Below are 25,438 nucleotides of genomic sequence, written 5' to 3'. Positions count from 1 at the left end.
CCTGACGCAGAGCTGGCGCGACCGTATGGCGGTCGGGAGCTCCCCGCAGCAGCCCTCGGCATCTACCGCAGTTCCGCGCAAGAGGACAGCTCTCGGCAACGCCCGCACCCACTCACGTGCACGGGGCGCGCTACCAGGCGGCAGAAAGGCAAGGGGCCGTGGCATCCACGGTCACTTCTGACAAGCGGCCCGGATACGGCCAGCTTCTGCGCACACCCGGCGCACTGTCGTTCCTCCTGCCCGGCTTCGCGGCCCGGCAGCCCTTCGCGATGCTGACCATCGGCATCCTCCTGCTCGTCCAGCACACCACCGGCTCGTACGGCGGCGCCGGCGCCGTGGCCGCCTTCACCGGCGTGTCCATGGCCCTGTTCGCCCCGCAGAGCGGCAAGCTCGCGGACCGTTACGGACAAGGCGCGGTCCTGGTGCCCGGCGTCCTGATCCACGCGGCCTCCGTGTCCGTGCTGACCGCCCTGGCCCTGGCCGGCGCCCCCCTGTGGGCCCTGTTCATCGCGGCCGTCCCCACCGGCGCCTCCGTGCCGCAGGTCGGCCCCATGGTGCGGGCCCGCTGGGCGAACAAGCTCGACGGCTCGCCCCTGATGGCGACGGCCGCGGCCTTCGAGTCCGTCACCGACGAGTTCACCTTCGTCATCGGGCCCGTCCTCGCGACCGCCCTGTGCACCGGCGTGCACCCCGCGGCCGGACTGATCGCCGAGGCGTCCCTGACCCTCGTCGGCGGCCTCCTGTTCGCGGCCCGGCGCGCCACCCAGCCGCCGGTACGCAGCGCCGCCGAGCGCGAGCAGACCGAGCACACCTCCGCGCTGTCCATCCCGGGCGTACGCGTCCTGGCGATGGCCTTCCTCGGCATCGGCGCGGTCTTCGGCGGCATGCAGGTCTCCCTGACCGCGTTCGCGGAGGAGATCGGCAACCCCGGCATCAACGGCATCCTCTACGGCGTCTTCGCCGCCGGAAACATGCTGGCGGGCATCGCCTGCGGCGCCATCGCGTGGAAGTCCTCGCCCCGCGTCCGGCTGATCGCCGGCTACGCGGCGCTGACCCTGGCGGCCTCCGGACTGTGGGCGGCCCACTCCGCCCTGCTGCTCGGCGGCCTCGGCCTGATCGTCGGCCTGTGCATCGCCCCGGCCCTCATCACCGGCTACACGCTGGTCGAGTCCCTGGTGCCGGCCACCTCCCGCACCGAGGCCTTCACGTGGCTGACCGGCGCGGTCGCCCTGGGCCAGGCCGCCGCCGTCACCGTGGCGGGACGCCTCACCGACGCCCACGGTTCGACCGCCGGATTCCTGGTGCCGCTGGGCGGCACCGCGCTCGCCCTGGTGACCCTGGTCGCCCTGCGCTCGCGGCTCGCTCCGTCCGCTCCGACCCGTACCGTGGCGCGTGGCGTCGGTCACCGTGTTCCCGTCACGGTGGACTGATCCCGAGGAATACGTCACTATGGACCGTCGTTAGCACTCATCGAGTGAGAGTGCCAGGAGGAAGACAAGTGCCGACCTACCAGTACCAGTGCACCGAGTGCGGCGAGGGCCTCGAGGCGGTGCAGAAGTTCACCGATGACGCCCTGACCGTGTGCCCGAACTGCGACGGACGCCTGAAGAAGGTGTTCTCGGCGGTCGGCATCGTTTTCAAGGGCTCGGGCTTCTACCGCAACGACAGCCGCGGCTCGTCGTCGAGCAGCTCGCCCGCGTCGTCGTCCTCGTCGACGGCCAAGTCGTCGTCGGGCTCGGACTCCAAGCCGGCCGCGGCATCGAGCTCCGGCTCGTCCTCGTCGAGCACGTCGAGCGCGAGCCCGGCCGCCTGACCCCCAGCCGCGCACCACCCCCGCCGTCCCCCGGCGGGGGTTTCGTGTTTCCGGCCCACCGTTAGTGTGACCGGCATGACCAACGCAGAGATCGGCGTCATCGGCGGCTCGGGGTTCTACTCGTTCCTGGAGGACGTCACCGAGGTCCAGGTGGACACTCCCTACGGCTCCCCCAGCGACTCACTCTTCCTCGGCGAGATCGCCGGCCGCCGCGTGGCGTTCCTGCCCCGCCACGGCCGCGGCCACCATCTGCCGCCGCACCGCATCAACTACCGCGCCAATCTGTGGGCGCTGCGCTCCGTCGGGGTGCGCCAGGTCCTCGGCCCGTGCGCGGTCGGCGGCCTGCGCCGCGAGTACGGGCCGGGCACCCTGCTCGTGCCGGACCAGCTGGTCGACCGTACGAAGGCGCGCACCCAGACCTTCTTCGACGGGCTGCCCCTGCCGGACGGCACGGTCCCCAACGTCGTGCACACCACGTTCGCCGACCCGTACTGCCCCGACGGCCGCAAGGCCGCCCTCACCGCGGCCCAGGGACGCGGCTGGGAGGCCGTGGACGGCGGCACCATGGTCGTCATCGAGGGCCCCCGCTTCTCCACCCGCGCCGAATCGCAGTGGCACGCGGCGATGGGCTGGTCGGTCGTGGGCATGACCGGACACCCCGAGGCCGTACTCGCCCGCGAACTGGGGCTCTGCTACACCTCGATGACCCTCGTCACCGACCTGGACGCGGGCGCGGAGACCGGCGAGGGCGTCTCGCACACCGAGGTCCTGCGGGTGTTCGGCGAGAACGTGGCGCGGCTGCGCGAGGTGCTCTTCGACGCGGTCGCGGCCCTGCCCGCGACCGAGAACCGCGCCTGCCTGTGCACGCACGCGCACGACGGCTGGGACCTGGGCATCGAACTGCCGTGAGCAACCACCCTCCTGAGTGAGGGAGTTGTCCACAAGCGAGCGGCGGTCCACAGGCTCCGGCGAGATCGCGCGGGGCGGGGGATCGTGGGGTGTCCGAGCAGCACAGGCACTCCACGATCGGCAGGGTCACCATGTCCGCAGACCGCACAGCACCCGCGTCCGCGCCGTTCCGCTTCCCCTTCCCGCTGCCCATGCCGGCGCCCGAGCCCGGCACGGTGCCGTTCTTCCCGCCGCTGCGGGTGCGCGGCGGTCGGCACGGGCTGCGCCGCGCGATGCGCAGGCGACGGCGTGCGGTGGCCGCCGGGCTCGCCGTGACGGCCGCGGCCCTCGCCGTCTCCAGCACGCAGGCGGCCGAGCGTACGCATCCGCCGGCGGCTCGCACCGCGGCGACGGCCGCGACACCGGCGCCCGGCGAACGCGGGCCGGCGCGGAAGGCCGCGGCCCCGGCTCCGCTGGTCTCCGCCCCGGTGCGGATCGCGGACGCGGAGACCGTACGTCTGCTGCGGCCGGGCGACCGCGTCGATGTGATCGCGTCCGCCAACTCGCCCTCGCCGGGCGCCGACGAGGCCCGTGTGGTCGCAACGGGCGTCCGGGTCACGGCAGTTCCGGCGGCGCGCGGAGTCGCGCCGGACGCGGGGGCGCTCGTCGTCCTCGCCGTGCCGCGCGAGACGGCGCGGGTGCTGGCAGGGGCGGGGACCACGTCGAGGCTGGCGGTGACGCTGTGCTGATTCGTACGGCTGAACGGTCAAGTCACCAGTTCGCGTGCACGGATTGGACAGCGCCCGTCCGCCCTGTCCAAGGTGGCGCAGAGGTTTGCTCTGCCCCCTGGACATGCGAAGAAGGGCTCATTGGTGAGCGAGGACAAGACAAGCGTGCTGGCCGGCTTCAAGGCCTTTTTGATGCGCGGAAACGTGATCGACCTGGCTGTCGCCGTGGTCATCGGCGCCGCGTTCACCACCATCGTGAACTCCGTGGTGAAGGGCGTGATCAACCCGCTGGTCGGCGCGTTCGGCACGAAGGACCTGGAGGGCTACACCTCCTGCCTGAAGGGCCCCTGCACCGCCGATTCGGGCATCCAGATCCTCTGGGGCGGGGTGCTCAGCGCGATCCTGAACTTCGTCATCACCGCCGCCGTCGTGTACTTCCTGATGGTGCTGCCGATGGCCAGGATCCTCGCCAAGAGGGCCCGGCACGACGCGGCCAAGGAAGGGGTGCGCGAGACGATGGAGGTCAGCGAGCTGGAGGTGCTGAAGGAGATCCGCGACGCCCTGATCTCCCAGCGCGGCCCCGGCGGCGGTTCGGGTATCGGCACCGGCTCCCCCGGCGACGGCCCCGGGCCCTTCACCAGTCCGGGTTCGGGCCCCGCGCTCTAGCGCTCCCGCGCAGGCCTCAGATGTGGTGGGGCGGCTTCTCGTCGAGGAAGCGTGCCAGGTCGGCGGCGCTGCCCGCGGACGCCGGACGCTCGCCCCACCCGCGGTCCGTGTCGTCGGCGGACTGCTGGTCGAGGGGGTCGTCGAAGACCAGCCTCGGCTTCGGCTTCGGCTCGGACGGCTCCTGGGGCGCTGCATCCCGGTCGCGCGGGCCGGGGGCGGGGGCGGTGCTCATGCCTCCAGGGTACGGGCGGCCGTGCCACCCGCGCCCCGGCCGGCCGTCCTGCCCGCCGCCCGCCCGCCACCACGGCGACCCCGGCTGCCATCACCACGGCCCCGGCTGCCGCCACCACGGCCCCGGTTTCCATCGCCCCGGCCGCCACCGCGTCGGGCGGCGCCCCGCTCAGCGGTCCTTGGGGTCGAGCGCCCACAGGCCGAGGACCGCCAGGAACGACAGGCACAGGAACCCCGCGCCCCACCAGGCGGTGCCGGTGTTGCCCCGCATCCACTCGTTGACCACCACGCTGAGCCCCCACAGCTGGCCGATGACCACGGTGATCGCCAGCGTGAGGCGGGCCGTCAGCTTCGATGAGCGCTCCGGCTCCTGCTCACTGCCCGCACCCGGTCCCGGCCCGGTGTGCCGGACACGGGGGTCGCCGTAACCGCTGGTCGGGCGGATCTGCGGATAGCGCTCGCGCACCGGCCGGTTCAGCCGGGGCTGAGCGGAGCCGGGGGTGTACGCCGGCCGCGCGGGAACGGAGGGGGCTTCACCCGGCCCGGTGTGCCTAGCGGCACCGGCGGCACCGGCGGTGTACCCGCCGGGTGGCTCCGCGGCCTCGTGCCCGGTGTGCCCGCCGGGCCCCGGCAGCCCACCGGGACCGGACGTGCCGCCGAACCCGCCGTGGCCGCGGCCGTCGGGCCCCCCGGAGCCGCCCGGGTCGCCGTGACCCTGGGGTCCGCCGGAGCCCCGGATCCCACCGGGGCCGGAGCCGTGGGGGTCGGGGAGGCCGTCGCGGGCCGGGTACGCGTGGTCGTCGGGCCCGGAGTGGCCACGGTCTTCGGCGCTCATGTCCGCTCGCTCCTCTCGGCCGCCCCGGCACCGGCGACCCCGGCACCAGCACCGGCACCGGCAGCGCCCCTCGCATCGGCCGCCGCATCGGCCGCCGCCCTGGCGTCGGCTGCGGGGCAGCCCAGGCGGCCGGCCAGCTCGGGTCGCTTGCCGGCGAACTCGCGGCACATGGCGTCCTTGGTGCTCTCGCCGGAGCGCGCCGTGGCCACCGCCCAGACACTGCCGTCGGCCTCCTCCACGAGGAGCACCTTGGGCAGCGGTCGCGGCGGCGGTCCCGCGGTGACCTCGCCGGTGCGGGCGTCGAAGACACCCTCGTGGCAGGGGCAGTACAGCTCGCCCTCGGCGCCGCGGTCCGCGCGCCACAGCACCCCGCAGGCCAGATGCGTACAGACCGCGGAGTAGCCGACGAGGGTGCCGTCCTTGAGGCGGACGGCTACGGCCCGGTCGTCCTCGTCGGGGAAGCGGAAAGCGACGGACTCTCCGGGAGCGAGCACGGGGGCGACGCGCTTGGGGTCGGGCGGGCCGTCGCTGTCGCCGTGGCGGTGCAGCACTCCCCCGGCGACCGCGAGGCCGCCCACCGCGAGACCGCCCGAGACGGTGGCGACGATGCGGAGGTAGTCGCGGCGGGTGGTGAGGGAGTCGGCGGCGATGCGGTCGTGGAGGGCGGCCTGGGCGGGGTCCGCGGCGGGGTCCGCGGCGGGGTCGGGGGCGGCCGGCGACTGGTCGGTGACGCTCATCGGGTGACGTCCTTCCCGTTGACCTCGACGATCGGGAGCCCGCCGGGCACCGGCCACTGGACCTTGTCGGCGGGCACGACCATCGCGACACCGGTGGAGACGACGACATCGCCGAACGTGAAGGAGTCGGCGACCTGGACACCGGGGCGTTCGGCGCGCAGCTCCTCGACGGTCCCGTAGAACAGCGCGCCGGTCGGGCAGACCGTGGCGCACATGGGGGCGAGACCGTAGGCGGTGCGGTCGTAGCAGAGGTTGCACTTCATCTGCAGCTTCGCCTGGAGGTCGATCTTCGGTACGCCGAAGGGGCAGGCGTTGACGCAGTTCGCGCAGCCGATGCAGCGGGTCGTGTCGGCCTGCTGCACCACGCCGTCCGCGGTCACCAGGATCGCGTCGGCGGGACACACCTCGGCGCAGGGTGCGACCGGGTCCTCGCAGTGCATGCAGACGGTGGGAAGGGAGGCGACGGAGTGACCTTCGTCGGGATAGTCGAGATGGATCATGGACTTGCCGCGGTGCGAGTCGCACTCGCGGCAGGCGGAGACACAGGCCTGGCAGCCGATGCAGCGCCCCGGGTCGATGAAGATCGTTCTGCCCATCATGGGGCGTCAGCTCCTCTCCGCGGTGCCACGGCCCTGCGGGGACGTGGGGGGCAGGGGGTCGGTGCGCGAGACCTGCGTGGCCGGATACGCCGTGTGGCCCGGGGCGGTCGGCGGCGCCGGCACCTCGTCGATCCGGTCGGCGGCCTCGATCCGGCAGGCGCACACCTTGTACTCGGGGATCTTCGAACGGGGGTCGAGGGCGTCGATGGTGAGCGCGTTGGCGGCCGTGGGGACCGGCCAGTGGTACGGGATGAACACCGTGTCCGGGCGGATGGCCTCGGTGACCAGGGCGGGGAAGACCTCGCTGCCGCGCCGGGTCACCACCCGCACCGGGTCGCCGTTGCGGAAGCCGTGCGAGGGGTGGACCTCCACCCACGGGCGCGGCGTCTGCTCGACGAGCGCGCCGAGCCGGCGGGTCTGGTTGCCGGACAGGAAGTGCGCCACGGTACGGCCCGTGGTCAGCGACATCGGATGGTCCTCGTCGTACGGGTCCATCGGCGGATGCCACTCGACGACCTGCATGTGGACCTTGCCGTCCGGGTGCGCGGTCGTGCCGCCCTCGAACAGGCGGGGCGTGCCCGGGTGGTCGGTGGAGGGGCAGGGCCACGCGATGCCGCCGGTCTCCTCCAGGCGTTCGTAGGTGATGCCGTAGTAGTCGTTGACGGTTCCGGCCGACGCGATCCGCAGCTCCTCGAACACCTCGCGCGAGCCCGGATAGCTGAACTTGTCGCCCACACCCAGGCGCTTGGCGAGTTCACACATCACCCAGGTGTCGGTGCGGACGCCCGGCGGCGGCTCCTGCGCCTTGTTGTGCTTGACCACCCGCGCCTCGGCGTTGGCCATCACGCCCTCGTCCTCGGCCCAGGTGGTCACGGGGAAGACCACGTGCGCGTTGGTCGCGGTCTCGGAGAGGAAGAAGTCGAATTGGGCGTGGAATTCCAGCGAGTCGTAACCCGACTTCACCGTCGCGTAGTTGGGGAGGGAGACGAACGGGTTGTTGCAGATGCCGATGAGGCCGCGGATCTCCTGGCGCTGCATCTGCCAGACCATTTCCATCATCGAGGTTCCCGCGGGCGGGAGTTCGCTCTCCTCGATGCCCCAGATCTCGCAGATCTGCCGGCGGTGTTCCGGGTTGGAGATGGAGCGCCCGCCGGGCAGCAGGTCGGACTTCTGTCCGTGCTCGCGGCCGCCCTGTCCGTTGCCCTGGCCGGTGATGGTGCCGTAGCCGGCGCCGGGCTTGCCGAGGTTGCCGGTGGCCGTGCACAGGTTGATGACGGTCAGGCAGTTCTCGACGCCCTGCGAATGGTGCTCGATGCCCCGCGCGTGCCAGGCCATCGCCCGGCCCGCGCCCGCGAAGGCCCGCGCGACCTGGACGATCTGCGAGGCCGGGACCCCGCAGATGTCGCCCGCCCACTCGGGCGTGCACTCGGCGACGGCGTCGCGCACCTCGTCCCAGCCGGTGGTGTGCTCGGCGACGAACTCCTTGTCGACGAGGTTCTCCCGGATGACGACGTGCAGTACAGCGTTGAAGAAGGCAGCGTCCGTGCCGGGCTTGAGGGCGACGTGGATGTCGGCGGTGCGCGCGATGGCCGTCTCGCGCGGGTCGATCACGATGAGCGTCGCGCCCCGGTCCCGGGCGCCCCACAGGTACTGGGTCATCACGGGGAAGCACTCCCCCACGTTGGACCCGGCGATCAGGAGGCAGTCGGTGAGCAGGATGTCGGAGAACGGGTTGCCCGCCCGGTCGATGCCGAAGGCCAGCTTGTTGGCGCCGGCGGCGGAGACCATGCAGAGCCGGCCGTTGTAGTCGACGTGCCGCGTCCTGAGTGCGACCCGGCCGAACTTGCCGACCAGGTACGTCTTCTCGGAGAACAGGCTCGCCCCGCCGAGCAGACCGAAGGCGTCATTGCCGTGGGCGCCCTGGATGCGGCGCACCTCGGAGACGGTGAAGTCGAGCGCCTCGTCCCAGGACACCTCGCGGAACGGCTCGTCGCGGGAGCGGCGCATCAGCGGCGCGGTCAGCCGGTCGGGGTGGTTGACCTGCTGATAGGCGTTGATGCCCTTGGGGCACAGGCGCATCCGGTTGATGTCGTGGTTGCGGGGCTCGACGCCGAACACCTTGCCCGCGCGGTCGACCCGCAGATACATGCCGCACTGCACCCCGCAGAAGCAGCAGTGGGTGGGCACGAGGGTCTCGCCGTTCTGGTCGGCGTGCCACTGGTCGGCCGGGATGCCGCCCGCGTCGCGGAAGTTGCGGGTGCCGGGCGGCGCGATCGAAGGGTCGAGCGGAATGTGCGGACTGCTCACTTGAAGCCCTTCTTGACGTGGCTGAGGTAGGCGGTGCCGCGCAGCACCCGCTTGCAGCGCGGGCAGTACTCGGCCCAGGCGTCGAAGTCGAGCTTCAGGTCGCGCATGGTGCCGCGCAGGTTCTCGACGTACGGGGCCGTGTCGACCGGCTCGCCGCAGCGCTTGCACGGGAAGACCTGCTCGTCCTGGCGGGAGGTGTACTTGAAGAGCTGCATGCCGACGGCGGCCGGCCGCTGCACGATGTGGAAGAACTTCCCGAACGGGATGTAGATGAGCGTGAACACCACCGAGACCATGTGCAGCACGGCGAGGAACTCGTAGCCGCCGCCGTGCAGGAAGATCGACGAGAAGGTCAGGAGGAGCCCGGTCACGGAGATGACGATCAGCGCGATCAGCGGGACGAGGTCGTAGCCGAAGCGCTGGCCCGTGATGGCCCCGCGGTCCTTCATGCGGCGCCACAGGAAGTACGAGGCGCCGGGGATGACCAGGACGGCGGCGATGTCCAGGCCGTGGAACATCAGCCAGCCGACCACGCTCAGGGCGTCGAAGCCGAGGATCTTGAACCCCCAGATCCGCATCTCGTACCCGGGGCCCGAGCCGGACGCCGAGGTGAAGGTGAACCAGCCCCAGGTCAACGGGAACGTGATCGCTGCGGCCAGGATGCAGCCCCAGAAGATCAGCTGGTGGGCGGCCCAGCGGGCGTGCGAGCGGGCGCCGAGGAACTTCTGGAATCCGAGGTAGGTGGCGATCATCTTCGGCAGGGCGGTGGGTGCCTTGCGGAAGTTGGCGGCCGAGAACAGGCTGCGCCAGCCCTGCTTGAAGAGGCGGCGCGCACCGGGAGAGGAGATCCACACGGTGTAGCGGTAGGCGACACCGAAGGCCAGGAAGACGGTGGCGACCGCGTACGGAAGGAGCGCGGAGTCGAAGTCCCGGAGCAGCCGGCTGCCGAAGACGATGGCCAGGACGAGCAGCACGGAGACGACCACCCCGGCCAGCGTCGCGCGCAGCGCCACGGAGCCTCGGGCGGGCGCGGGAACCGGCGCCGTCGGTGGCACCACGGCCGTCGAGGCGGCGTCCGGCGCGGCTGCGGGGGGTGCGGGTGGCTCGGTCACCCCCTCACGTTAGGGATGTTCCGGTCCGAACCACTCGTTTTAGGGATCAACAGGGTGAGTCGCCCGATGTACCCCGACGCATTCCCTCCGTGCGGGAGCGCGCCGAGCGGCCCCCGCAGAACGCGGGCCCGGCCGGCGTGGTGCCGGGGTCCGGCGTGGCGCCCGGGTGCGGCGTGGAGCGGGACACGAGTACAGCGACGCGCATCGACCGGAGGCTCGGCATCCCGCCGCACGATCGGGCGCCACCGCATCCCGGGCCCGTCCCCCGGTGAACCTCCTGCTGGCGGTCGGGCCCGGCGCGGGCCCGGCACTTCGGGGTGTCCGCCGTCGGTCAGACCGCGTTCAGGCCGTACGCCGCGAACACCTCTCGTGCCGCGGCCAGTTGCCCGGCCCCCGGTGACGGGGTGTCGTGCAGGGTGAAGGTCCTGCCCAGCGACTCCCACTTGGCCTCGCCCAGCTTGTGGAAGGGCAGGACGTCCACCCGGGACACGTTGCCGAGGGACGCGGCGAAGGAGGCCACGCCCTCGACGTTCGCGGGGTCGTCGGTCAGGCCCGGCACCAGGACGAAGCGGACGTGGACCTCCTTGCCCAGGTCCGCGAGGCGGTGCGCGAAGTCCAGGGTCGGCCGCAGCGGCCGGCCCGTGACCTCCTGGTACGTGTCGCGGTCCCACGACTTGATGTCGAGCAGCACCAGGTCGACGTCGCGCAGCAGCGCGTCGGTGGCCCGCGCGCCGAGGAACCCGGAGGTGTCCAGGGCGGTGTGCAGCCCGAGTTCGTGCTTGTAGCGGTGGAGGAGTTCACCGGCGAAGACGGGCTGGAGCAGGGGTTCGCCGCCGCTGACGGTGGCGCCGCCGCCCGCCGCCCGGATGAACGCCGTGTACTTCGCGGCCTCGGCCACCACCTCGTCCGCGGTGGTGCGCCTGCCGTCGCGCATCCGCCAGGTGTCGGGGTTGTGGCAGTACAGGCAGGTCAGGGGGCAGCCAGAGAGGAACGTGACGAAGCGCGTGCCCGGCCCGTCGACCCCGGTCGACAGGTCCCAGGAGTGCACCGAACCGGCGATCGGCCGCCGGGTGGCGGCGCCGGCCGGCGTGCTGGCGGGCAGGGCGGCACCCTCGCCCCCGTCGGCGCGGGCGGGCCGGCCGACGGGGATCTCGGGGCTGAGCAGGACGGCCATCTCAGAGCCCCTCGTGGAACGTCCGGTTGATCACATCCAGCTGCTGCTCGCGGCTGAGGCGGACGAAGTTCACCGCGTAGCCCGAGACCCGGATGGTCAGCTGGGGGTAGTTCTCCGGGTGCCGCATGGCGTCTTCCAGGGTCGCCTTGTCCAGGACGTTCACGTTCATGTGGAAGCCGTTGTTCGCCATGAACCCGTCGAGCACACCGGACAGGTTGTCGACGCGTTCCTGCGGGGTGCGGCCGAGCGCGTCGGGGGTGATGGTGTTGGTGAGCGAGATGCCGTCCTCGGCGTCGTCGTAGGGCAGCTTGGCGACGGAGAGCGCGGAGGCGATGTAGCCGTGCTCGTCGCGGCCGTTCATGGGGTTGGCGCCCGGCGCGAACGGCAGGCCGGCGCGGCGGCCGTCGGGGGTGTTGCCGGTCTTCTGGCCGTAGACGACGTTCGACGTGATGGTCAGCACCGACTGGGTGTGGACGGCGCCCCGGTAGGTGGGGTTCTTGCGGACCTTCTCCATGAAGTCGTGCACGATCCGGGTGGCGAGCGCGTCGGCGCGGTCGTCGTTGTTGCCGTAGGCCGGGTAGTCGCCCTCGATCTCGTAGTCGACGGCGAGGCCGGTCTCGTCGCGTACGACCTTGACCTTGGCGTGCTTGATCGCGGACAGCGAGTCGGCGGCGACCGAGAGCCCCGCGATGCCGAACGCCATGGTGCGCAGGATGTCCTGGTCGTGCAGGGCCATCTCGATGCGCTCGTAGGCGTACTTGTCGTGCATGTAGTGGATGACGTTGAGCGCGTGGACATACGTCCTGGCCAGCCAGTCCAGCATCGCGTCGTACTGCCGCGACACCGTCTCGTAGTCGAGGTACTCGCCCTCGATGGGCGTGAACCCCTCGACGACGAGCTTGCCGCTCTTCTCGTCGCGGCCGCCGTTGATCGCGTACAGCAGCGCCTTGGCGACGTTGACGCGGGCGCCGAAGAACTGCATCTGCTTGCCGACGGCCATCGCCGAGACACAGCACGCGATGGCGGTGTCGTCGCCGTACTTGGGGCGCATCAGGGCGTCCGACTCGAACTGGATCGCCGAACTGTCGATGGCGACCTTCGACGCGAAGTCCCGGAAGCCAGAGGGGAGTTGGGCGTCCCAGAAGACGGTGAGGTTGGGCTCGGGTGCGGGGCCGAGGTTGTACAGGGTCTGAAGGGCGCGGAACGTGGTGCGCGAGACCAGGGGGCGGCCGTCCTCGCCGATGCCGGCCATGGACCAGGTGACCCAGGTGGGGTCGCCGGAGTACAGCGTGTTGTATTCGGGGGTGCGCAGGAAGCGGACGATGCGGAGCTTGATGACGAAGTCGTCGATGAACTCCTGCGCCCGCTCCTCGGTGATGAGGCCGGCCTCGATGTCGCGCTGGAGGTAGATGTCGAGGAAGTTGTCGATGCGGCCGATCGACATCGCGGCGCCGTTCTGCTCCTTCACGGCGGCGAGGTAGGCGAAGTACAGCCACTGGACGGCCTCGCGGCCCGTGGTGGCGGGGCCGGAGATGTCGTAGCCGTACGAGAGGGCCATGGCCTTGAGCTCGTTGAGGGCCTTGATCTGCTCGGAGACTTCCTCGCGGCCACGGATGACCGTCTCGGTGGCCCAGTCCTCGCCGAGGCGGGCCTTGTCGGCCTCCTTGGCGGCGATGAGCCGGTCGACGCCGTAGAGGGCGACGCGGCGGTAGTCGCCGATGATGCGGCCGCGCCCGTAGGCGTCGGGGAGGCCGGTGATGATGCCGGAGGAGCGGCAGGCCCGGATCTCGGGGGTGTACGCGTCGAAGACGCCCTCGTTGTGGGTCTTGCGGAGGTGGGTGTAGACGTCGCGGACGCCGGGGTCGGCCTCGTAGCCGTAGGCGTTGAGGGCGTTCTCGACCATGCGCCAGCCGCCGTTGGGCATGATCGACCGCTTCAGCGGGGCGTCGGTCTGGAGGCCGACGATGAGGTCGCTGTGGCCGGCGGGGGTGCCGTCGATGTAGCCGGGCTTGAAGGCGTCGATGCGGGACGGGGTCGTCACGTCCACGTCGTAGATGCCCTGCTCGATCTCCTGGGGGAACATCGACAGGAGCTTGTCCCACAGGGCGGTGGTGCGCGGGGTGGGCCCGGCGAGGAAGCCGGCGTCGCCCTCGTAGGGGGTGTAGTTCTGCTGGACGAAGTCGCGGACGTCGATGGCGTCGCGCCACATTCCGCCCTTGAAGCCGTCCCAGGCCTCGCGGTTCTTCGTCGCCTCTGCGGGGGTCGCGGTCATGGCGGGCACCCTTCCGAATCGCCTTCGACTGGTACGTCCTGCACCGGCGGGCGGGGCTTCTTCACGAGTTTTCGCGGTCGCCCTCCGGCTGCCTCCATTGCACTCCTTTTGATCGATCGATTGCGGCGGCATAGGTCACCAGATCCGGGACCAAGGCCCCCTTCTCGGGTCGGGGAATTCCTTGACAGCCATCCTGACCTGCGCTTTCATTCGGGACCTTGGCCCCTGGTTCGCTTGTGAATGCATTCACAAGAATTTCCGAGCGGAGCTCACCATGCCCGGACGGGAACTCCCGGAAAGGGCCCCCGGAAGGCGGCCTACGACGAAGGCCCGCACAGTCTCTGTGCGGGCCCTTGTTCCGGAACGTGCGCGGCCTAGCTGGGCGCCTCCGCGCCCTTGCGGGCGTAGTACCACCAGGCGACCACGATGCAGCTGACGTAGAAGGCCACGAAGCCCCACATGGCGCTGGTGACGGCGAAGTTGGCGAACATCGCCGGGATGAAGAAGAAGCCGTACGCGGCGATCGCGGAGGTGAAGCCGGTGACGGCGCCCGCCTCCATCTCGGCCTGCTTCAGCGCCTTCGCGTACTCCGGGGTTCCCTCCTCCAGCCCCTTGAGGTGCTGGTTGCGGAAGATCACCGGGATCTGCCGGAAGGTCGAGCCGTTGCCCACTCCGGAGAAGAAGAACGCGGCGAGGAAGCAGCCGAAGAAGCCGAAGAAGTTGCCCGAACCCCCGCCCGTGGGAAGGAAGTTGATGACACCGATGATCGAGACCGCCATGCCGACGAACGAGATGATCGTGACCCTCGCGCCGCCGAGCTTGTCGGCGATCCAGCCGCCGGCCCAGCGGGCCAGCGCGCCGAGCGCCGGACCCATCCAGGCGTAGGTGGCGACGGAGTAGGCCGGGAACGTCGTCTTGATCAGCAGCGGCAGGGCGGCGGCGAAGCCGATGAAGGAGCCGAAGGTGCCGACGTACAGCCAGGTCATCAGCCAGTTGTGCTTGCGCTGGAAGATCACCTTCTGGCGGCTGAACGGAGTGGAGGCGACCTTCAGGTCGTTCTGGCCGAACCAGGCGATCAGGGCGAGCACGATGAGCACCGGGACCCACAGGAACGCGGCGTTCTGCAGGTAGACCGGGGTGCCGTCCTTCTTGTGCTGGGCGGTGCCGATCGCGATGGTCGAGAAGGTGATGACGATCGGGGTCAGGAGCTGGACCACGGAGACGCCGAGGTTGCCGAGGCCGCCGTTGATGCCGGTCGCGTTGCCCTTCTCCTTCTTCGGGAAGAAGAAGCCGATGTTGGCGAGCGAGGACGCGAAGTTGGCGCCGCCGATGCCGCACAGCGCGGCGATGATCACCATGACGCCGTACGGGGTCGAGGTGTTCTGGATGGCGATGCCGAGCCAGATCAGCGGCACGATCAGGATCACCGTGGAGAGCGCGGTGAAGCGGCGCTGGCCGATCATCGGGCCGAGGAAGGTGTAGAGGATGCGGGCCGTGCCGCCGGTGAGGCCCGGGATCGCGGTGAGCCAGAACAGCTGCGAGGTGGAGAAGGAGAATCCGACGTCCTTGAGGTTGGTCGCGGTGACCGACCAGACCTGCCACACCACGAAGGCGACGAGCAGGGCGGGGACGGCGATCCACAGGTTCCGGGTGGCGACCTTCCGGCCGACCGAGCGCCAGAACACCTCGTTCTCCGGCTCCCACGCGGTGATGGTGCGGCCGGGGCGGTAGTTCTCCGGATCGTAGGAGACGTCGGCGGCGACGGGGCCGGTGTCGTGCCGGGCGGACGGCTGGAGCGCGGAACTCATGGTGCTTCCCAGGGGGTTGAGACGAGTCCTGACATATCCACGGTGCGCCTGGGGCGGGGGTGGCGGTGAGAGGCGAACGCCATGAGTGCGGGCGGCCCTAGGACCCGCCCCTGCCTGCCGTACGGCCCCCTCCGCCCCCGGCCCGCAGGGGGCGGAGGGCGGAGGGGGCCGGGAGAAGCGAGGCCGGGGTCTAGAACCGGGTCGCGGGGAGGTCGGCGAGGTCGAGGACGGGGAGGCTGACGTCCGGGTCGTCGAGGCACTGCCCGGTGCGCAGGTCGAACTCCTGCTTGTGCAGGGGCGAGGCGACGACGGGCACCCCGTCGCGACTGCCCATGATGCCGCCCGCGATGACGTCGGCGCCGGAGAACGGATCGCGGTTGGACACCGCGTACACCTCCCCCGTACGGGACTTGAAGAGCGCGGCCTCGCCGCCGTCGGGGAGTCTGGCGGGGCGGCCCCGGCCGGGTTCCAGGGCGTCGTGGGCGCCGAAGTCGACGTGGCCGAAGCGGTCGAGGGCGGCGGGGTCGGCGAGGACGGCGCCCCACTCGTCGCGGTAGGCGGCCACATGCCGCTCCATCTGCGCTTCGAGCTCGGCGCAGATGCCGAGGGAGTCCTCCAGGAGGACGTCCTTGAGGTGGCCGAGGCCGCCGTCGATGCGCTCGATCCAGGCGGCGGTGCGCTCCAGGCGTTCGGCGGTGCGCACGTAGTACATGAGGAACCGGTCGACGGTCCTGAACAGCTCGGCGGTGGAGAGGTCGGAGGCGAGCAGGTCGGCGTGGCGGGGGCGGGCTCCGCCGTTGCCGCAGACGTACAGGTTCCAGCCGCCGGCCGTGGCGATGACGCCGATGTCCTTGCCGCGCGCCTCGGCGCACTCGCGCAGACAGCCGGAGACGCCGCCCTTGAACTTGTGCGGGGTGCGCAGCCCCCGGTAGCGCAGCTCCAGGTCGATGGCGAGCCGGATCGAGTCGCCCTGCCCGAAGCGGCAGAACCGGGCGCCCACACAGGACTTGACGGCGCGCAGAGACTTTCCGTACGCCTGCCCCGACTCGAAGCCTGCCGCGCCGAGGCGGCGCCAGATGTCGGGGAGCTGATCGGCGCGGGCGCCGAACAGGCCGATGCGCTGGGCGCCGGTGATCTTGGTGTAGAGGCCGTAGTCGCGGGCGACCTCGCCGACCGCGATGACCTGCTCGGGGGTGACCTCACCGCCGGGCACGCGCGGGACGACGGAGTACGTGCCGTCCTTCTGGAGGTTGGCGAGGAAGAGGTCGTTGGAGTCCTGGAGGGTGGCCTGCTCGCCGTCGAGGACGTGTCCGATGCCCAGCTCGGGGGCGAGCGTGGCCAGCACATTGCCGACGACGGGCTTGCAGACGGCGCAGCCGTCCCCGCCGAGACCGTGACGCTCAATCAACTCGGCGAAGCTGACGATGTGTTGAGCCTTGACGACGGCATAGATCTCGGCGCGGGACAGGGCGAAGTGTTCACAGAGCCCGCGCGGCTTGGTGACACCCGAGGACGCGAGTTCGACGTCGAGCACCGCTTGCAGCGAGCCGACGCATCCGCCGCATCCGGTGCCGGCCTTGGTGCACCGCTTGACGCCGGCGACGTCGGTCAGCCCGTGCTCGGCGACGGCGTCGCGGACCTGGGCCTTGGTGACGTTGTGGCAGGAGCAGACGACGGCCTCGTCGGGCAGCGCGTCGGCGCCGGGCGCCTCGCCGCCCGACGGGGCGACGAACACCTCGGCGGGGCCCGGCAGTTGGCGCCCGGTGTGGGGCTTCAGCGAGCCGTACGCTCCGGCGTCGCCGACCAGGATGCCGCCGAGGAGCCGCCCGTCGGGGCCGAGCAGCAGCTTCTTGTAGACGCCCTCGCGCGCATCGGAGAAGAGCACCTCGACGGCGCCGGTGTCGGAGGCGGCGAAGGGGTCGCCGAACGAGGCGACGTCGGCGCCCATCAGCTTCAGCCTGGTGGAGGTGTCGGCGCCGGTGAAGGTGGGGCCGGAGCCGCCCGTGAGGCGCTCGGCGACCGTCTCGGCCATCTGATAGCCGGGCGCGACCAGGCCGTACACCCGGCCGTCGACGGTCTGGGCGCACTCGCCGACGGCGTAGACGTACGGGTCGGTGGTGCGGCAGTACGCGTCGACGGCCACGCCGCCCCGGTCACCCACGGCGAGCCCGCACTCACGGGCGAGCCGGTCGCGGGGGCGCACCCCGGCGGAGAACACCACGACGTCGGTCTCGATGCGGCGCCCGTCGCTGAGCCGCAGCTCGCGCACCCGGCCGGCCTCGTCGAGCTCGACCTCGTGGGCGCCGACGCCGGTGTGCACGGTGACGCCCATGGACTCGATGGTGGCCCGCAGGGCGGCGGCGCCGCCGTCGTCGACCTGGAGGGGCATGAGGCGCGGCGCGAACTCGACGACATGCGTGGTGAGGCCGAGCGTGCGCAGCGCCCCCGCGGCCTCAAGGCCCAGCAGCCCGCCGCCGATGACGACACCCCGGCGGGCACCCTCACCGGCGTACCGGGTGAGCTGCTCGACGTCGTACAGGGTGCGGTAGGTGAAGCAGCCGGTGGCGTCGGCGCCGGGGATGGGCGGCACGAAGGGGTACGAGCCGGTGGCGAGCACGAGCGCGTCGTAGGGGACGACGGCGCCGGAGGTGGTGGTGACCGTGCGGCCGGCGGGGTCGATGGCCTCGGCGGGGTCGCCGAGCCGCAGATCGATGCCGTACCTGTCGATGAACTCGGCATCACAGAGCGACAGTTGCTGCTGCGTGGCGCCCGTGAAGGCGGAGGAGAGGTGGACGCGGTCGTAGGCGGGGATGTCCTCTTCGGCGATCACGGTGACGCGCCAGCGGGGCGCACCGGAGGTGCCCGGCGCGTCCAGGGCGCCCCGCTCGGCGAGGGCTTCGAGGAGCCGGTGGCCGACCATGCCGTGACCGATCAGCACGAGGTTCTGCGCGGGCTGGGGCTGCACCATGGCTTCGCTCCGGAACTCGGGAGGGGTCTCTCCTTCGAAGCTAGACCGGGCGCGTACGCCACGGCTCCCGAAAAAGCCCTGCTCACCAGGGTCGTGCGGCCCTCGGGGGCCGGGCAGTCCGTCCCGTGCGGTACCGGTTACGCGGGCGGGTTGAGCTTGCGGAAGTAGGTCCAGCTGGTCTCGTTGGGCTCGCTCCACTTCTCGGGCGCGTGCGCGAACTCGGGGTGGTGGTCGGCGATGTGGGCGCGGGTGCGCTCGGGGACCTCGGCGTGCGCGGCGAGCTTGCGGCCCCGGCAGTGGTAGGTGAGCCCGCCGGGGCGCTGGCCGCGCGCCATCCAGGGCAGCCAGGGCGCCATCCGGGTCCACGACATGGTGGCCGGCACGCTGGGCGCGGGGCCCGCGAGGTCGACGCGGTCGGCGAAGAACTGGAACAGTTCGAGGGCCTTGTACGTGTCGCCGGCGGAGTGCAGCGGGTACTGGGCGACCGGCAGGGGCGAGGGGTAGGCGAGCGGGATCTCCAGGCTGAAGCAGACCTGGCCGCCGAGTTCGGTGGTGGGCACGGGGAAGGGGCGCCAGCGCTGGTTGGCCGGGTCGTTCCAGATGTGCACGACGGGCAGGTCCTGCCAGCTGTCGAGGATGCGGCGGGTGACGGGGTCGAGGTAGAAGGCGGCCTCGCGGGTGAGGAGCTGGTACGCGTCCGGACCGGCGTCCTCGTCGGGGACGAGGCGGGCGACGTTGACGCCCTCGAAGCCGAAGAGGCGCTGGTAGGGCTCGTCGGGGGCCCAGGAGTAGACGTCGCCGGACCACCAGTAGGTCACCTCGTCGCCGTCGAGGGAGGCGCGGGTGCGGGCGAGGTCGCGGAGCGAGTAAGGGTGCGCGGTCATCCCCTTACTCTGCGCGCCGCCCCGGGAGGGCGAAACCCCACGCCCCCGGCGGCGCCGGTCGTCCGCGAACCGTACCCGGATCTCGCGCAGTTCCCCGCGCCCCTGAAACGTCGGTCACCTGCGGACCGTGCTCGCTCCTCGCGCAGTTCCCCGCGCCCCTGGTAGGGCACCCGGCGCCAACCCCTCGCGCCCACCGCGGCGGAGCCGCGCAAACGGCACAGCCCCGCGCCCCTGAAACGTCGGCCGCCTGCGGACCGTGCTCGCTCCTCGCGCAGTTCCCCGCGCCCCTGGTAGCGCACCCGGCGCCAACCCCGCGCGCCCACCGCGGCGGAGCCGCGCAAACGGCACAGCCCCGCGCCCCTGACTACTCGATGCCGGGCGGCATGCACTCCCCCGCGCCCCTGGCGGGATCGGTGCCGGCCAGCATGAGCATCTTCAGCCCGTCATGGGGGTCCCCCCTGGCCCTTAAGGCCTTGGGGGAGTTTGAGGACGAGCGCCCTTCAGGCGCGAACGGGGTCTGGGGCGGAGCCCCAGGAGCCTGGACCTCAGCCCAACTCCCGCCCCCGGAGGGTTTCGGGAAGGGGCGGGGCGGGGCAAACCCCCCGGGGCCGGCCCCCACCGCGCCCCCACCGGACAGGGGAGCCCAACGTCCCCCCACCAGGGGGCTTTCGCCGAGCCCCGCACACCACCCCCCGCGCTAGCGTGAAGACGCCGGGGTGCCACGACACCACCCCGGCACCCACCCGGCCAGGGAACGGCCCCGCACCGGAAGGCCCCACATGCTCGTGCTCGCCGTACACGGCAGCCCCGCCCCCGGCACGGGCCGGACGATCGCCCGCCTCGTGCAGCGGCTGGACCGCCCCGCCCTGGTCGGGCACCTCGACGCCCAGTGCCCCTCCCTCGCGGACGTCCTCGCGAGGCACCCCGGCGCCACCGTCGTCCCCCTCCTCCTCGGCAACGGCTACCACCGCACCGTGGACATCCCCGCGCTCACCCGGCGCCACCACTGCACCCTCACCGAAGGGCTGGCCGGCGAGCCGGACGTGGCGCGTGCCGTGCACGAGCGGCTCGTGGCGGCCGGCGGCCCCGGCGACGCGATCGTCGTGGCGGGCGCCGGCTCCACCCGTCCCGGCGGCATCGACGGAACCCGCGCCGTGGCGAGGGAGTTGAGCCGGACCCACCCCGACCTCCCCGTCGTCGACGCCTACTGCTCCGCCGCACGCCCCACCGTCCCCGACCGCGTCGAAGCGCTCCGCCGCGCCGGCTTCCGGCGGATCACGATCGCCACGCACCTCCTGGCCCCGGGCCGCTTCACCCGCGCACTCGAAGCGACCCCGGGCGTGCACGCCGTATCGGCACCGATCGCCGATCACCCCCTCATCGCACGCCTTGTGCTGAACCGGTACGAATCGGTGCGGCCCGAGGTGTTGGCCGCCTAGCGCCCCGCCCCGTCTGGTGTGCTGTGCGCATGCCACGCATGACCGCACGCAGCCGCCACGAGGGCCACCGCGCCTCCACCCCGCTGGAGCTCTTCTTCGACCTGTGCTTCGTCGTCGCCGTCGCCCAGGGCGGCGCCCGGCTCGTCCACTCCCTCGCGGAGGGCCACGTGGGCTCGGGCCTCGCCGGATACGCGGTCGTCTTCTTCGCCATCTGGTGGGCGTGGATGAACTTCACGTGGTTCGCCTCGGCGTACGACACCGACGACGCCCTGTACCGCGTGGTGACCCTGGTCCAGATCACCGGCGTACTGATCCTCGCGGCAGGCGTACCGCGCGCGTTCGACAACGACTTCACGCTCGCCGTCATCGGCTACATCGTGATGCGGCTCGCGCTGACCAGCCAATGGCTGCGGGCCGGGATGTCCTGCGAGGACCGGGCCGAACGCACGATGTGCCTGCGGTACGCGGCCGGGCTCGTGGTGTGCCAGATCGGCTGGGTGGTCATGCTGTTCGTGCCCGGCGCGGCCCGGTCCTGGCTCTTCCCGCTGCTCGCCCTCGCCGAGCTGTCCGTACCGATGGTCGCCGAACGCGTCCACACCACCACCTGGCACCCGCACCACATCGCCGAGCGGTACGGCCTGTTCACGCTGATCGTGCTCGGCGAGACGGTGTCGGCGGCGACCATCGCCGTACAGGAGGCCCTGGACGAGCACGACGAGCTGGGTGACCTCCTGCCCCTCGCGGCGGGCGGCCTGCTCATCGTGTTCGCCGCCTGGTGGATCTATTTCGCGGCCCCGATCCACGACCACCTGACCTCCAACCGCCAGGCGTTCGTGTGGGGTTACGGCCACTACGTGGTCCTGGCCGCGGCGGCGGCGATCGGCGCGGGCATGGAGGTGGCGATCGAGCAGACCGTGGGCAAGGCCCACATCTCGGCGAACGCGGCGGCTTCCGCCGTGACGGTCCCGGCGGCCCTGTTCCTCCTGACGGTCTGGCTCCTGCACTCCCGCCACTTCAAACGCGGCAAGGCACAGCAACTGGTGCTGCCGGTCGCGACGTTGGCCATCCTCGCCTGCACGTTCGCGGGCCACACGGCGGTCCCCCTGGCCGGCGCGGTGGCAGCGGCAACGGTGGCGATCGGCTGGACCCTGAACCGCCACCACCCCGAGCCGGCACCGGCGCCCTGACCGGCGCGCCGCACCCGCCGGCTCAGCCGGCACCGCCGGCCACCCGGTCGCGATACGCCTGGAACGTGTGCCACCCCGCCACGTCGGGGCCGCTGAGCAGGCGTCCCGTGGAGATGTCCAGGGCCTTGCAGCGAAGGGCCCGAGCGATCCGGAGGACCAGGACGAGCACGTCGTCGCCGGAACCGTAGATGTGCAGCATGGCCGTGTCCACGGGTTCGCCCTCGCCGATGTTGAGGTCCATGGACCAGGTGGGGCCCTCGATTTCACCCCAGGCCGGATCGGACAGGTCGGCCTCGGGAACAGCCTCGCCCAGCGCCGCGAGGACGTCGTGCCGTGTGCCGAGTGCGGGCGGGGTGAAGCTGTCGGGCAGCTCTTGGACGGAGGTGAAGCCCTCGGGCAGGTGGAGCAGCAGCACGTCCCAGCTCATGGCGGCCTTCCGGTAGGACAGTGGTCGACGACACGCAGCGTCGGCCCAGGCTCAGCCGTCTCCCCCGCTCGGGGTGACGCCGGAACCAGACTGGCATCCGCCACTGACATCGACCGCCCGTCCCAACTCGCCTGCGCACATCCGCCCTTGAGGAGCCGGCTCAACGCTCACCAACGTCCCCCGCCATGGGTGAACTCATGGTGATCAGACACGGCCAGACCGAGTGGAGCCTGACGGGGCAGCACGCGGGCCGGACCGATGTGCCGCTGACCGCGGCGGGCGAGGCCGCGGCCCGTGCGCTCGCTCCGAGGCTGGCGGGGCGCCGGCTGGTGGCCGTGTTCAGCAGCCCGTTGAGCCGCGCCCTGCGGACGGCGGAGCTGGCCGGGCTGACCGGCGCCCAGCCCGACCCCGACCTGCTGGAGTGGGACTACGGCGGCTACGAGGGCCGGTCCGCCGAGCAGATCCGCGCGACGCGGCCGGGCTGGGACCTGTGGCGCGACGGAGTGATCCCGGGCGACGCAGACCACCCCGGCGAGCAGCTCGCCCGGGTCGCCGCCCGCACCGACGCCGCCCTGGCCCGCATCCGCCCGCTCCTGACCGAGGGCGACGTGGCCGTAGTGGCCCACGGCCACCTGGCCCGCGTCCTCACCGTCCGCTGGCTGGGCCTCCCCCCGTCCGAGAGCCGCCTTCTGGGCCACCCCCACCCGGGCACCCTGAGCGTCCTCACCACGGAGGCCGACCAGCCGGTCCTCGCCGCGTGGAACGTCCCGTAAGGCCGGCGCGGTTCCGGTGCGGCACACAGGCGCCCCACCCCGTGGTAGGCATGCCCCCATGACCACCGACTCCCTCACCGATGTCCCCGGCGTCCGAGTGGGGCATGCCCAAGTGGCCGGGGCGGGTGCGCTGAGCGGGGTCACCGTGGTGCTCGCGCCGTCCGGCGGGGCCGTCGCCGCGGTCGAGGTGCGCGGGGGCGGGCCCGGCACGCGGGAGACCGACGCGCTCGATCCGAGGAACGTCGTCGAGCGCATCGACGCCGTGGTCCTGACCGGCGGCAGCGCGTACGGGCTCGACGCGGCGGCCGGGGTCATGGCCTGGCTTGAGGAGCAGGGGCGCGGGGTGCGGGTGGGCCCCGAGCCGCATCAGGTGGTGCCGGTCGTGCCCGCGGCCTGCGTGTTCGACCTGGGACGGGGCGGTGACTGGCGGGCCCGGCCCGACGCCTCGGTGGGGCGGGCCGCCGCCGAGGCCGCCGGGGCCGCAGGTCCCGAGGTCGGCGAGGGCAATGTCGGGGCCGGGACCGGCGCCGTTGTCGGCGGGATCAAGGGCGGTGTCGGCACCGCGAGCATCCGGCTCGCCTCGGGGGTCACCGTGGCGGCGCTCGCCGTCGTCAACGCCGTGGGCTCACCGGTCGACCCGTACACCGGAGTGCTGTACGGGGAGTACGGGGCGGGCCCGTTGCGCATCCCCGACCCCGGCGTCCACGCGGCGGCGCAGGAGCGGATCGCGCGCTCCCGCGAGCGCATGGGCCTTCCGCCGCTCAACACCACGCTCGCCGTCGTCGCCACCGACGCGCCGCTCAGCCGGCCGCAGGCGCAGAAGCTCGCCGGGACCGCGCACGACGGGCTGGCCCGCGCGATCCGCCCCGTCCATCTGATGCACGACGGGGACACGGTGTTCGCCCTGGCAACGGGCACGCACCGGCCGGACGGTGGCGCCGGGCCCGGCCCGCTCGGACCCGAGGAGCTGAACCACGTCCTGGCCGCCGGGGCGGACGTCGTGGCGCGGGCGATCGTGCGGGGCGTGCGCACGGCCGAAACCATCGACGGGCACGGCTCATCAGGGGGGACATTCCCCTCTTATAGGGATCTGTACGGGAGTTGAGACGCACACAGCGTCGACTGTGACCGCCGTCACATTCCGCTCTCGCAACCACTACGCCCATTTGGGTGCTCTATGCCCGTACTGGATTCAATTCGCAGTCCATCACGCAGACATGGAGCAGCCCGTGACACCGCCCGCGTCGGACAACGCAGCGCAGCCTCAGCAGTTCAGCACCCCGCGCACCGCGCGTCCGCACGCCCGGCGTCGTGTCCGGCTGGTCGCGGGCGCGGCCGGCCTGCTGGTCGGCGCGCTCGCGCTGACCGCCTGCGGCGGCGACGCCAAGGCCAGCGACGACGGCAAGACCGGCAAGGGCTCGGACGCCGCGGCCGCCAAGGACGCCTCCACGCTGAAGATCACCATCTCGGCCAAGGACGGGTCCACCAACGCCTCCATCAACGACGTCACCGTCAAGGCGGACGGCGGCAAGCTCTCCGACGTGACGATGACCGAGGCGCAGGGCGGCAAGGCCGTGGCCGGCCAGCTCGCCGCCGACGGGCTCTCCTGGAAGCCGACCGGCAAGGTCGAGCGCGGCACCCAGTACAAGATCACCGCGAACGGCAAGGACGACAAGGGCCGCCCGGCGACGGAGAACTCGCAGTTCACGACCGTCTCGGCGAAGGACAGCTTCATCGGCACCTACACCCCCGACGACGGCTCCACGGTCGGCGTCGGCATGCCGGTGTCCTTCACCTTCAACAAGGCGATCACCAACAAGAAGGACGTCCTCTCCCACATCACGGTCACCAGCAGCAGCGGCCAGCAGGTCGTCGGGCACTGGTTCAACTCGACCCGCCTGGACTTCCGTCCCGAGGAGTACTGGAAGGCCGGGTCCAAGGTGACGATGAAGATCGACCTGGACAAGGTCGAGGGCTCCAAGGGCATCTACGGCGTACAGAAGAAGGACGTCTCCTTCACCATCGGCCGCAACCAGGTCTCGACGGTGGACGTGAAGACGCAGGAGATGACCGTCCAGCAGGACGGCAGGACCATCAAGACGATCCCCGTCTCGACCGGCAGCGCCGCGCACCCCACGTACAACGGGCAGATGGTGATCTCGGAGAAGTTCACGCAGACCCGGATGAACGGCGACAGCGTGGGCTTCGGCGGCGAGTACGACATCAAGGACGTGCCGCACGCGATGCGCCTGTCCACCTCCGGCACCTTCATCCACGGCAACTACTGGGGCGACCCCTCGGTGTTCGGCAACGAGGGCACCAGCCACGGCTGTGTCGGCATGCGGGACGTGAAGGGTGCCGCGGGCGACACCTCGGCCAAGTGGATGTTCGACCACAGCCTCATCGGTGACGTCGTCGTCGTGAAGGGCTCGCCCGACAAGACCATCTCCCCGGACAACGGCCTCAACGGCTGGAACCTGTCGTGGGCGCAGTGGACGGCGGACAGCGTCGGCTGACCAACTCCCGTTCCACAGAACGAACTTCACCGGCCGGTAACCCGAATGTGGGTTGCCGGCCGGAAAAGTTTCGG

At 71.8% G+C, this 25,438-nt stretch carries 21 protein-coding genes and 1 pseudogene; 10 read left to right on the top strand and 12 right to left on the bottom strand.

Features of this window, described 5'->3' with window-relative positions; all coding sequences use genetic code 11:
• The first annotated feature begins 158 nt into the window (after nt 1-158).
• The 5 genes from OOJ98_RS01305 (at nt 159) to mscL (ending at nt 4,095) form a co-directional block, all read left to right on the top strand.
• Nucleotides 159-1,430 (top strand): MFS transporter, encoded by a 1,272-nt coding sequence (locus OOJ98_RS01305; RefSeq protein ID WP_267052748.1) that lies wholly within the window; start codon nt 159-161, stop codon nt 1,428-1,430.
• Between the two features lie 68 nt (nt 1,431-1,498).
• Nucleotides 1,499-1,813: an FmdB family zinc ribbon protein gene (locus OOJ98_RS01300; RefSeq protein WP_267052747.1), complete on the top strand. Its 315-nt coding sequence runs from the start codon at nt 1,499-1,501 to the stop codon at nt 1,811-1,813.
• Between the two features lie 75 nt (nt 1,814-1,888).
• On the top strand, nt 1,889-2,722 hold the full coding sequence (locus OOJ98_RS01295; RefSeq protein WP_267052746.1) for an S-methyl-5'-thioadenosine phosphorylase: 834 nt from the start codon (nt 1,889-1,891) through the stop codon (nt 2,720-2,722).
• A gap of 89 nt (nt 2,723-2,811) precedes the next feature.
• Complete coding sequence (locus OOJ98_RS01290) at nt 2,812-3,450, top strand: RcpC/CpaB family pilus assembly protein (protein WP_267052745.1); 639 nt, start codon at nt 2,812-2,814, stop codon at nt 3,448-3,450.
• A 123-nt stretch (nt 3,451-3,573) separates the two neighbouring features.
• Nucleotides 3,574-4,095 carry a large conductance mechanosensitive channel protein MscL gene (gene mscL / locus OOJ98_RS01285; protein WP_267052744.1) on the top strand — a complete coding sequence of 174 codons (522 nt, stop codon included), beginning with the start codon at nt 3,574-3,576 and terminating at the stop codon, nt 4,093-4,095.
• Nucleotides 4,096-4,111: 16 nt separating this feature from the next.
• Here mscL and OOJ98_RS01280 read toward each other — a convergent pair whose 3' ends face one another.
• The 11 genes and pseudogenes from OOJ98_RS01280 to OOJ98_RS01230 form a co-directional block, all read right to left on the bottom strand.
• On the bottom strand, nt 4,112-4,327 hold the full coding sequence (locus OOJ98_RS01280; RefSeq protein WP_267052743.1) for a hypothetical protein: 216 nt from the start codon (nt 4,325-4,327) through the stop codon (nt 4,112-4,114).
• A 168-nt stretch (nt 4,328-4,495) separates the two neighbouring features.
• Nucleotides 4,496-4,837, bottom strand: a pseudogene (locus OOJ98_RS01275) (hypothetical protein); the annotation flags it as partial.
• A gap of 320 nt (nt 4,838-5,157) precedes the next feature.
• Nucleotides 5,158-5,898, bottom strand: a complete 741-nt coding sequence (locus OOJ98_RS01270; protein WP_267052742.1) for a ubiquinol-cytochrome c reductase iron-sulfur subunit — start codon at nt 5,896-5,898, stop codon at nt 5,158-5,160.
• Nucleotides 5,895-6,497: a 4Fe-4S dicluster domain-containing protein gene (locus tag OOJ98_RS01265; RefSeq protein ID WP_100574070.1), complete on the bottom strand. Its 603-nt coding sequence runs from the start codon at nt 6,495-6,497 to the stop codon at nt 5,895-5,897. The genes OOJ98_RS01270 and OOJ98_RS01265 overlap by 4 nt, the downstream gene beginning before the upstream one ends.
• 6 nt (nt 6,498-6,503) lie before the next feature.
• On the bottom strand, nt 6,504-8,804 hold the full coding sequence (locus tag OOJ98_RS01260) for a molybdopterin oxidoreductase family protein (protein WP_267052741.1): 2,301 nt from the start codon (nt 8,802-8,804) through the stop codon (nt 6,504-6,506).
• Nucleotides 8,801-9,862, bottom strand: coding sequence for an MFS transporter (locus OOJ98_RS01255; RefSeq protein ID WP_267055458.1), 1,062 nt, complete (start codon nt 9,860-9,862; stop codon nt 8,801-8,803). The genes OOJ98_RS01260 and OOJ98_RS01255 overlap by 4 nt, the downstream gene beginning before the upstream one ends.
• 385 nt (nt 9,863-10,247) lie before the next feature.
• Nucleotides 10,248-11,090: a pyruvate formate-lyase-activating protein gene (gene pflA / locus OOJ98_RS01250; RefSeq protein ID WP_267052740.1), complete on the bottom strand. Its 843-nt coding sequence runs from the start codon at nt 11,088-11,090 to the stop codon at nt 10,248-10,250.
• Between the two features lies 1 nt (nt 11,091).
• Nucleotides 11,092-13,362: a formate C-acetyltransferase gene (gene pflB / locus OOJ98_RS01245; RefSeq protein ID WP_267052739.1), complete on the bottom strand. Its 2,271-nt coding sequence runs from the start codon at nt 13,360-13,362 to the stop codon at nt 11,092-11,094.
• 374 nt (nt 13,363-13,736) lie between these two features.
• Nucleotides 13,737-15,170, bottom strand: a complete 1,434-nt coding sequence (locus OOJ98_RS01240) for a NarK family nitrate/nitrite MFS transporter (RefSeq protein ID WP_267052738.1) — start codon at nt 15,168-15,170, stop codon at nt 13,737-13,739.
• 190 nt (nt 15,171-15,360) lie between these two features.
• Nucleotides 15,361-18,138, bottom strand: a complete 2,778-nt coding sequence (nirB, locus tag OOJ98_RS01235) for a nitrite reductase large subunit NirB (protein ID WP_267052737.1) — start codon at nt 18,136-18,138, stop codon at nt 15,361-15,363.
• A gap of 137 nt (nt 18,139-18,275) precedes the next feature.
• Nucleotides 18,276-19,022 carry a DUF1838 family protein gene (locus OOJ98_RS01230; protein WP_267052736.1) on the bottom strand — a complete coding sequence of 249 codons (747 nt, stop codon included), beginning with the start codon at nt 19,020-19,022 and terminating at the stop codon, nt 18,276-18,278.
• Between the two features lie 779 nt (nt 19,023-19,801).
• On the opposite strand from OOJ98_RS01230, the gene OOJ98_RS01225 reads away from it, so the two are divergent.
• Nucleotides 19,802-20,461, top strand: coding sequence for a sirohydrochlorin chelatase (locus OOJ98_RS01225; RefSeq protein ID WP_267052735.1), 660 nt, complete (start codon nt 19,802-19,804; stop codon nt 20,459-20,461).
• Nucleotides 20,462-20,490: 29 nt separating this feature from the next.
• A complete protein-coding gene (locus OOJ98_RS01220) occupies nt 20,491-21,648 on the top strand; it encodes a low temperature requirement protein A (protein ID WP_267052734.1) in 1,158 nt (385 codons plus the stop codon).
• A 22-nt stretch (nt 21,649-21,670) separates the two neighbouring features.
• Here OOJ98_RS01220 and OOJ98_RS01215 read toward each other — a convergent pair whose 3' ends face one another.
• Nucleotides 21,671-22,075, bottom strand: a complete 405-nt coding sequence (locus OOJ98_RS01215) for a hypothetical protein (protein WP_267052733.1) — start codon at nt 22,073-22,075, stop codon at nt 21,671-21,673.
• 185 nt (nt 22,076-22,260) lie between these two features.
• On the opposite strand from OOJ98_RS01215, the gene OOJ98_RS01210 reads away from it, so the two are divergent.
• The 3 genes from OOJ98_RS01210 (at nt 22,261) to OOJ98_RS01200 (ending at nt 25,364) form a co-directional block, all read left to right on the top strand.
• Nucleotides 22,261-22,848 carry a histidine phosphatase family protein gene (locus OOJ98_RS01210; RefSeq protein ID WP_267052732.1) on the top strand — a complete coding sequence of 196 codons (588 nt, stop codon included), beginning with the start codon at nt 22,261-22,263 and terminating at the stop codon, nt 22,846-22,848.
• 58 nt (nt 22,849-22,906) lie between these two features.
• Nucleotides 22,907-23,953 carry a P1 family peptidase gene (locus tag OOJ98_RS01205; RefSeq protein ID WP_267052731.1) on the top strand — a complete coding sequence of 349 codons (1,047 nt, stop codon included), beginning with the start codon at nt 22,907-22,909 and terminating at the stop codon, nt 23,951-23,953.
• 112 nt (nt 23,954-24,065) lie between these two features.
• Entirely contained in the window at nt 24,066-25,364 is a 1,299-nt protein-coding gene (locus tag OOJ98_RS01200; protein ID WP_267052730.1) for an Ig-like domain-containing protein, read from the top strand.
• Nucleotides 25,365-25,438: the final 74 nt, after the last annotated feature.

Origin of the sequence: Streptomyces sp. NBC_00083, assembly GCF_026343295.1 — a bacterium.
Taxonomy (GTDB): Bacteria; Actinomycetota; Actinomycetes; order Streptomycetales; family Streptomycetaceae; genus Streptomyces.
This window is presented reverse-complemented; position numbering and strand designations above follow the sequence as displayed.

Excerpts from the sequence above, each read along its gene's own strand:
- OOJ98_RS01295 (WP_267052746.1), top strand. The coding sequence starts at position 1,889 with ATGACCAACGCAGAGATCGGCGTCATCGGCGGCTCGGGGTTCTACTCG.
- OOJ98_RS01280 (WP_267052743.1), bottom strand. The coding sequence starts at position 4,327 with ATGAGCACCGCCCCCGCCCCCGGCCCGCGCGACCGGGATGCAGCGCCC.
- OOJ98_RS01270 (WP_267052742.1), bottom strand. The coding sequence starts at position 5,898 with ATGAGCGTCACCGACCAGTCGCCGGCCGCCCCCGACCCCGCCGCGGAC.
- OOJ98_RS01265 (WP_100574070.1), bottom strand. The coding sequence starts at position 6,497 with ATGATGGGCAGAACGATCTTCATCGACCCGGGGCGCTGCATCGGCTGC.
- pflA (WP_267052740.1), bottom strand. The coding sequence starts at position 11,090 with ATGGCCGTCCTGCTCAGCCCCGAGATCCCCGTCGGCCGGCCCGCCCGC.
- pflB (WP_267052739.1), bottom strand. The coding sequence starts at position 13,362 with ATGACCGCGACCCCCGCAGAGGCGACGAAGAACCGCGAGGCCTGGGAC.
- OOJ98_RS01240 (WP_267052738.1), bottom strand. The coding sequence starts at position 15,170 with ATGAGTTCCGCGCTCCAGCCGTCCGCCCGGCACGACACCGGCCCCGTC.
- nirB (WP_267052737.1), bottom strand. The coding sequence starts at position 18,138 with ATGGTGCAGCCCCAGCCCGCGCAGAACCTCGTGCTGATCGGTCACGGC.
- OOJ98_RS01230 (WP_267052736.1), bottom strand. The coding sequence starts at position 19,022 with ATGACCGCGCACCCTTACTCGCTCCGCGACCTCGCCCGCACCCGCGCC.
- OOJ98_RS01225 (WP_267052735.1), top strand. The coding sequence starts at position 19,802 with ATGCTCGTGCTCGCCGTACACGGCAGCCCCGCCCCCGGCACGGGCCGG.
- OOJ98_RS01220 (WP_267052734.1), top strand. The coding sequence starts at position 20,491 with ATGCCACGCATGACCGCACGCAGCCGCCACGAGGGCCACCGCGCCTCC.
- OOJ98_RS01215 (WP_267052733.1), bottom strand. The coding sequence starts at position 22,075 with ATGAGCTGGGACGTGCTGCTGCTCCACCTGCCCGAGGGCTTCACCTCC.
- OOJ98_RS01210 (WP_267052732.1), top strand. The coding sequence starts at position 22,261 with ATGGGTGAACTCATGGTGATCAGACACGGCCAGACCGAGTGGAGCCTG.
- OOJ98_RS01205 (WP_267052731.1), top strand. The coding sequence starts at position 22,907 with ATGACCACCGACTCCCTCACCGATGTCCCCGGCGTCCGAGTGGGGCAT.
- OOJ98_RS01200 (WP_267052730.1), top strand. The coding sequence starts at position 24,066 with ATGGAGCAGCCCGTGACACCGCCCGCGTCGGACAACGCAGCGCAGCCT.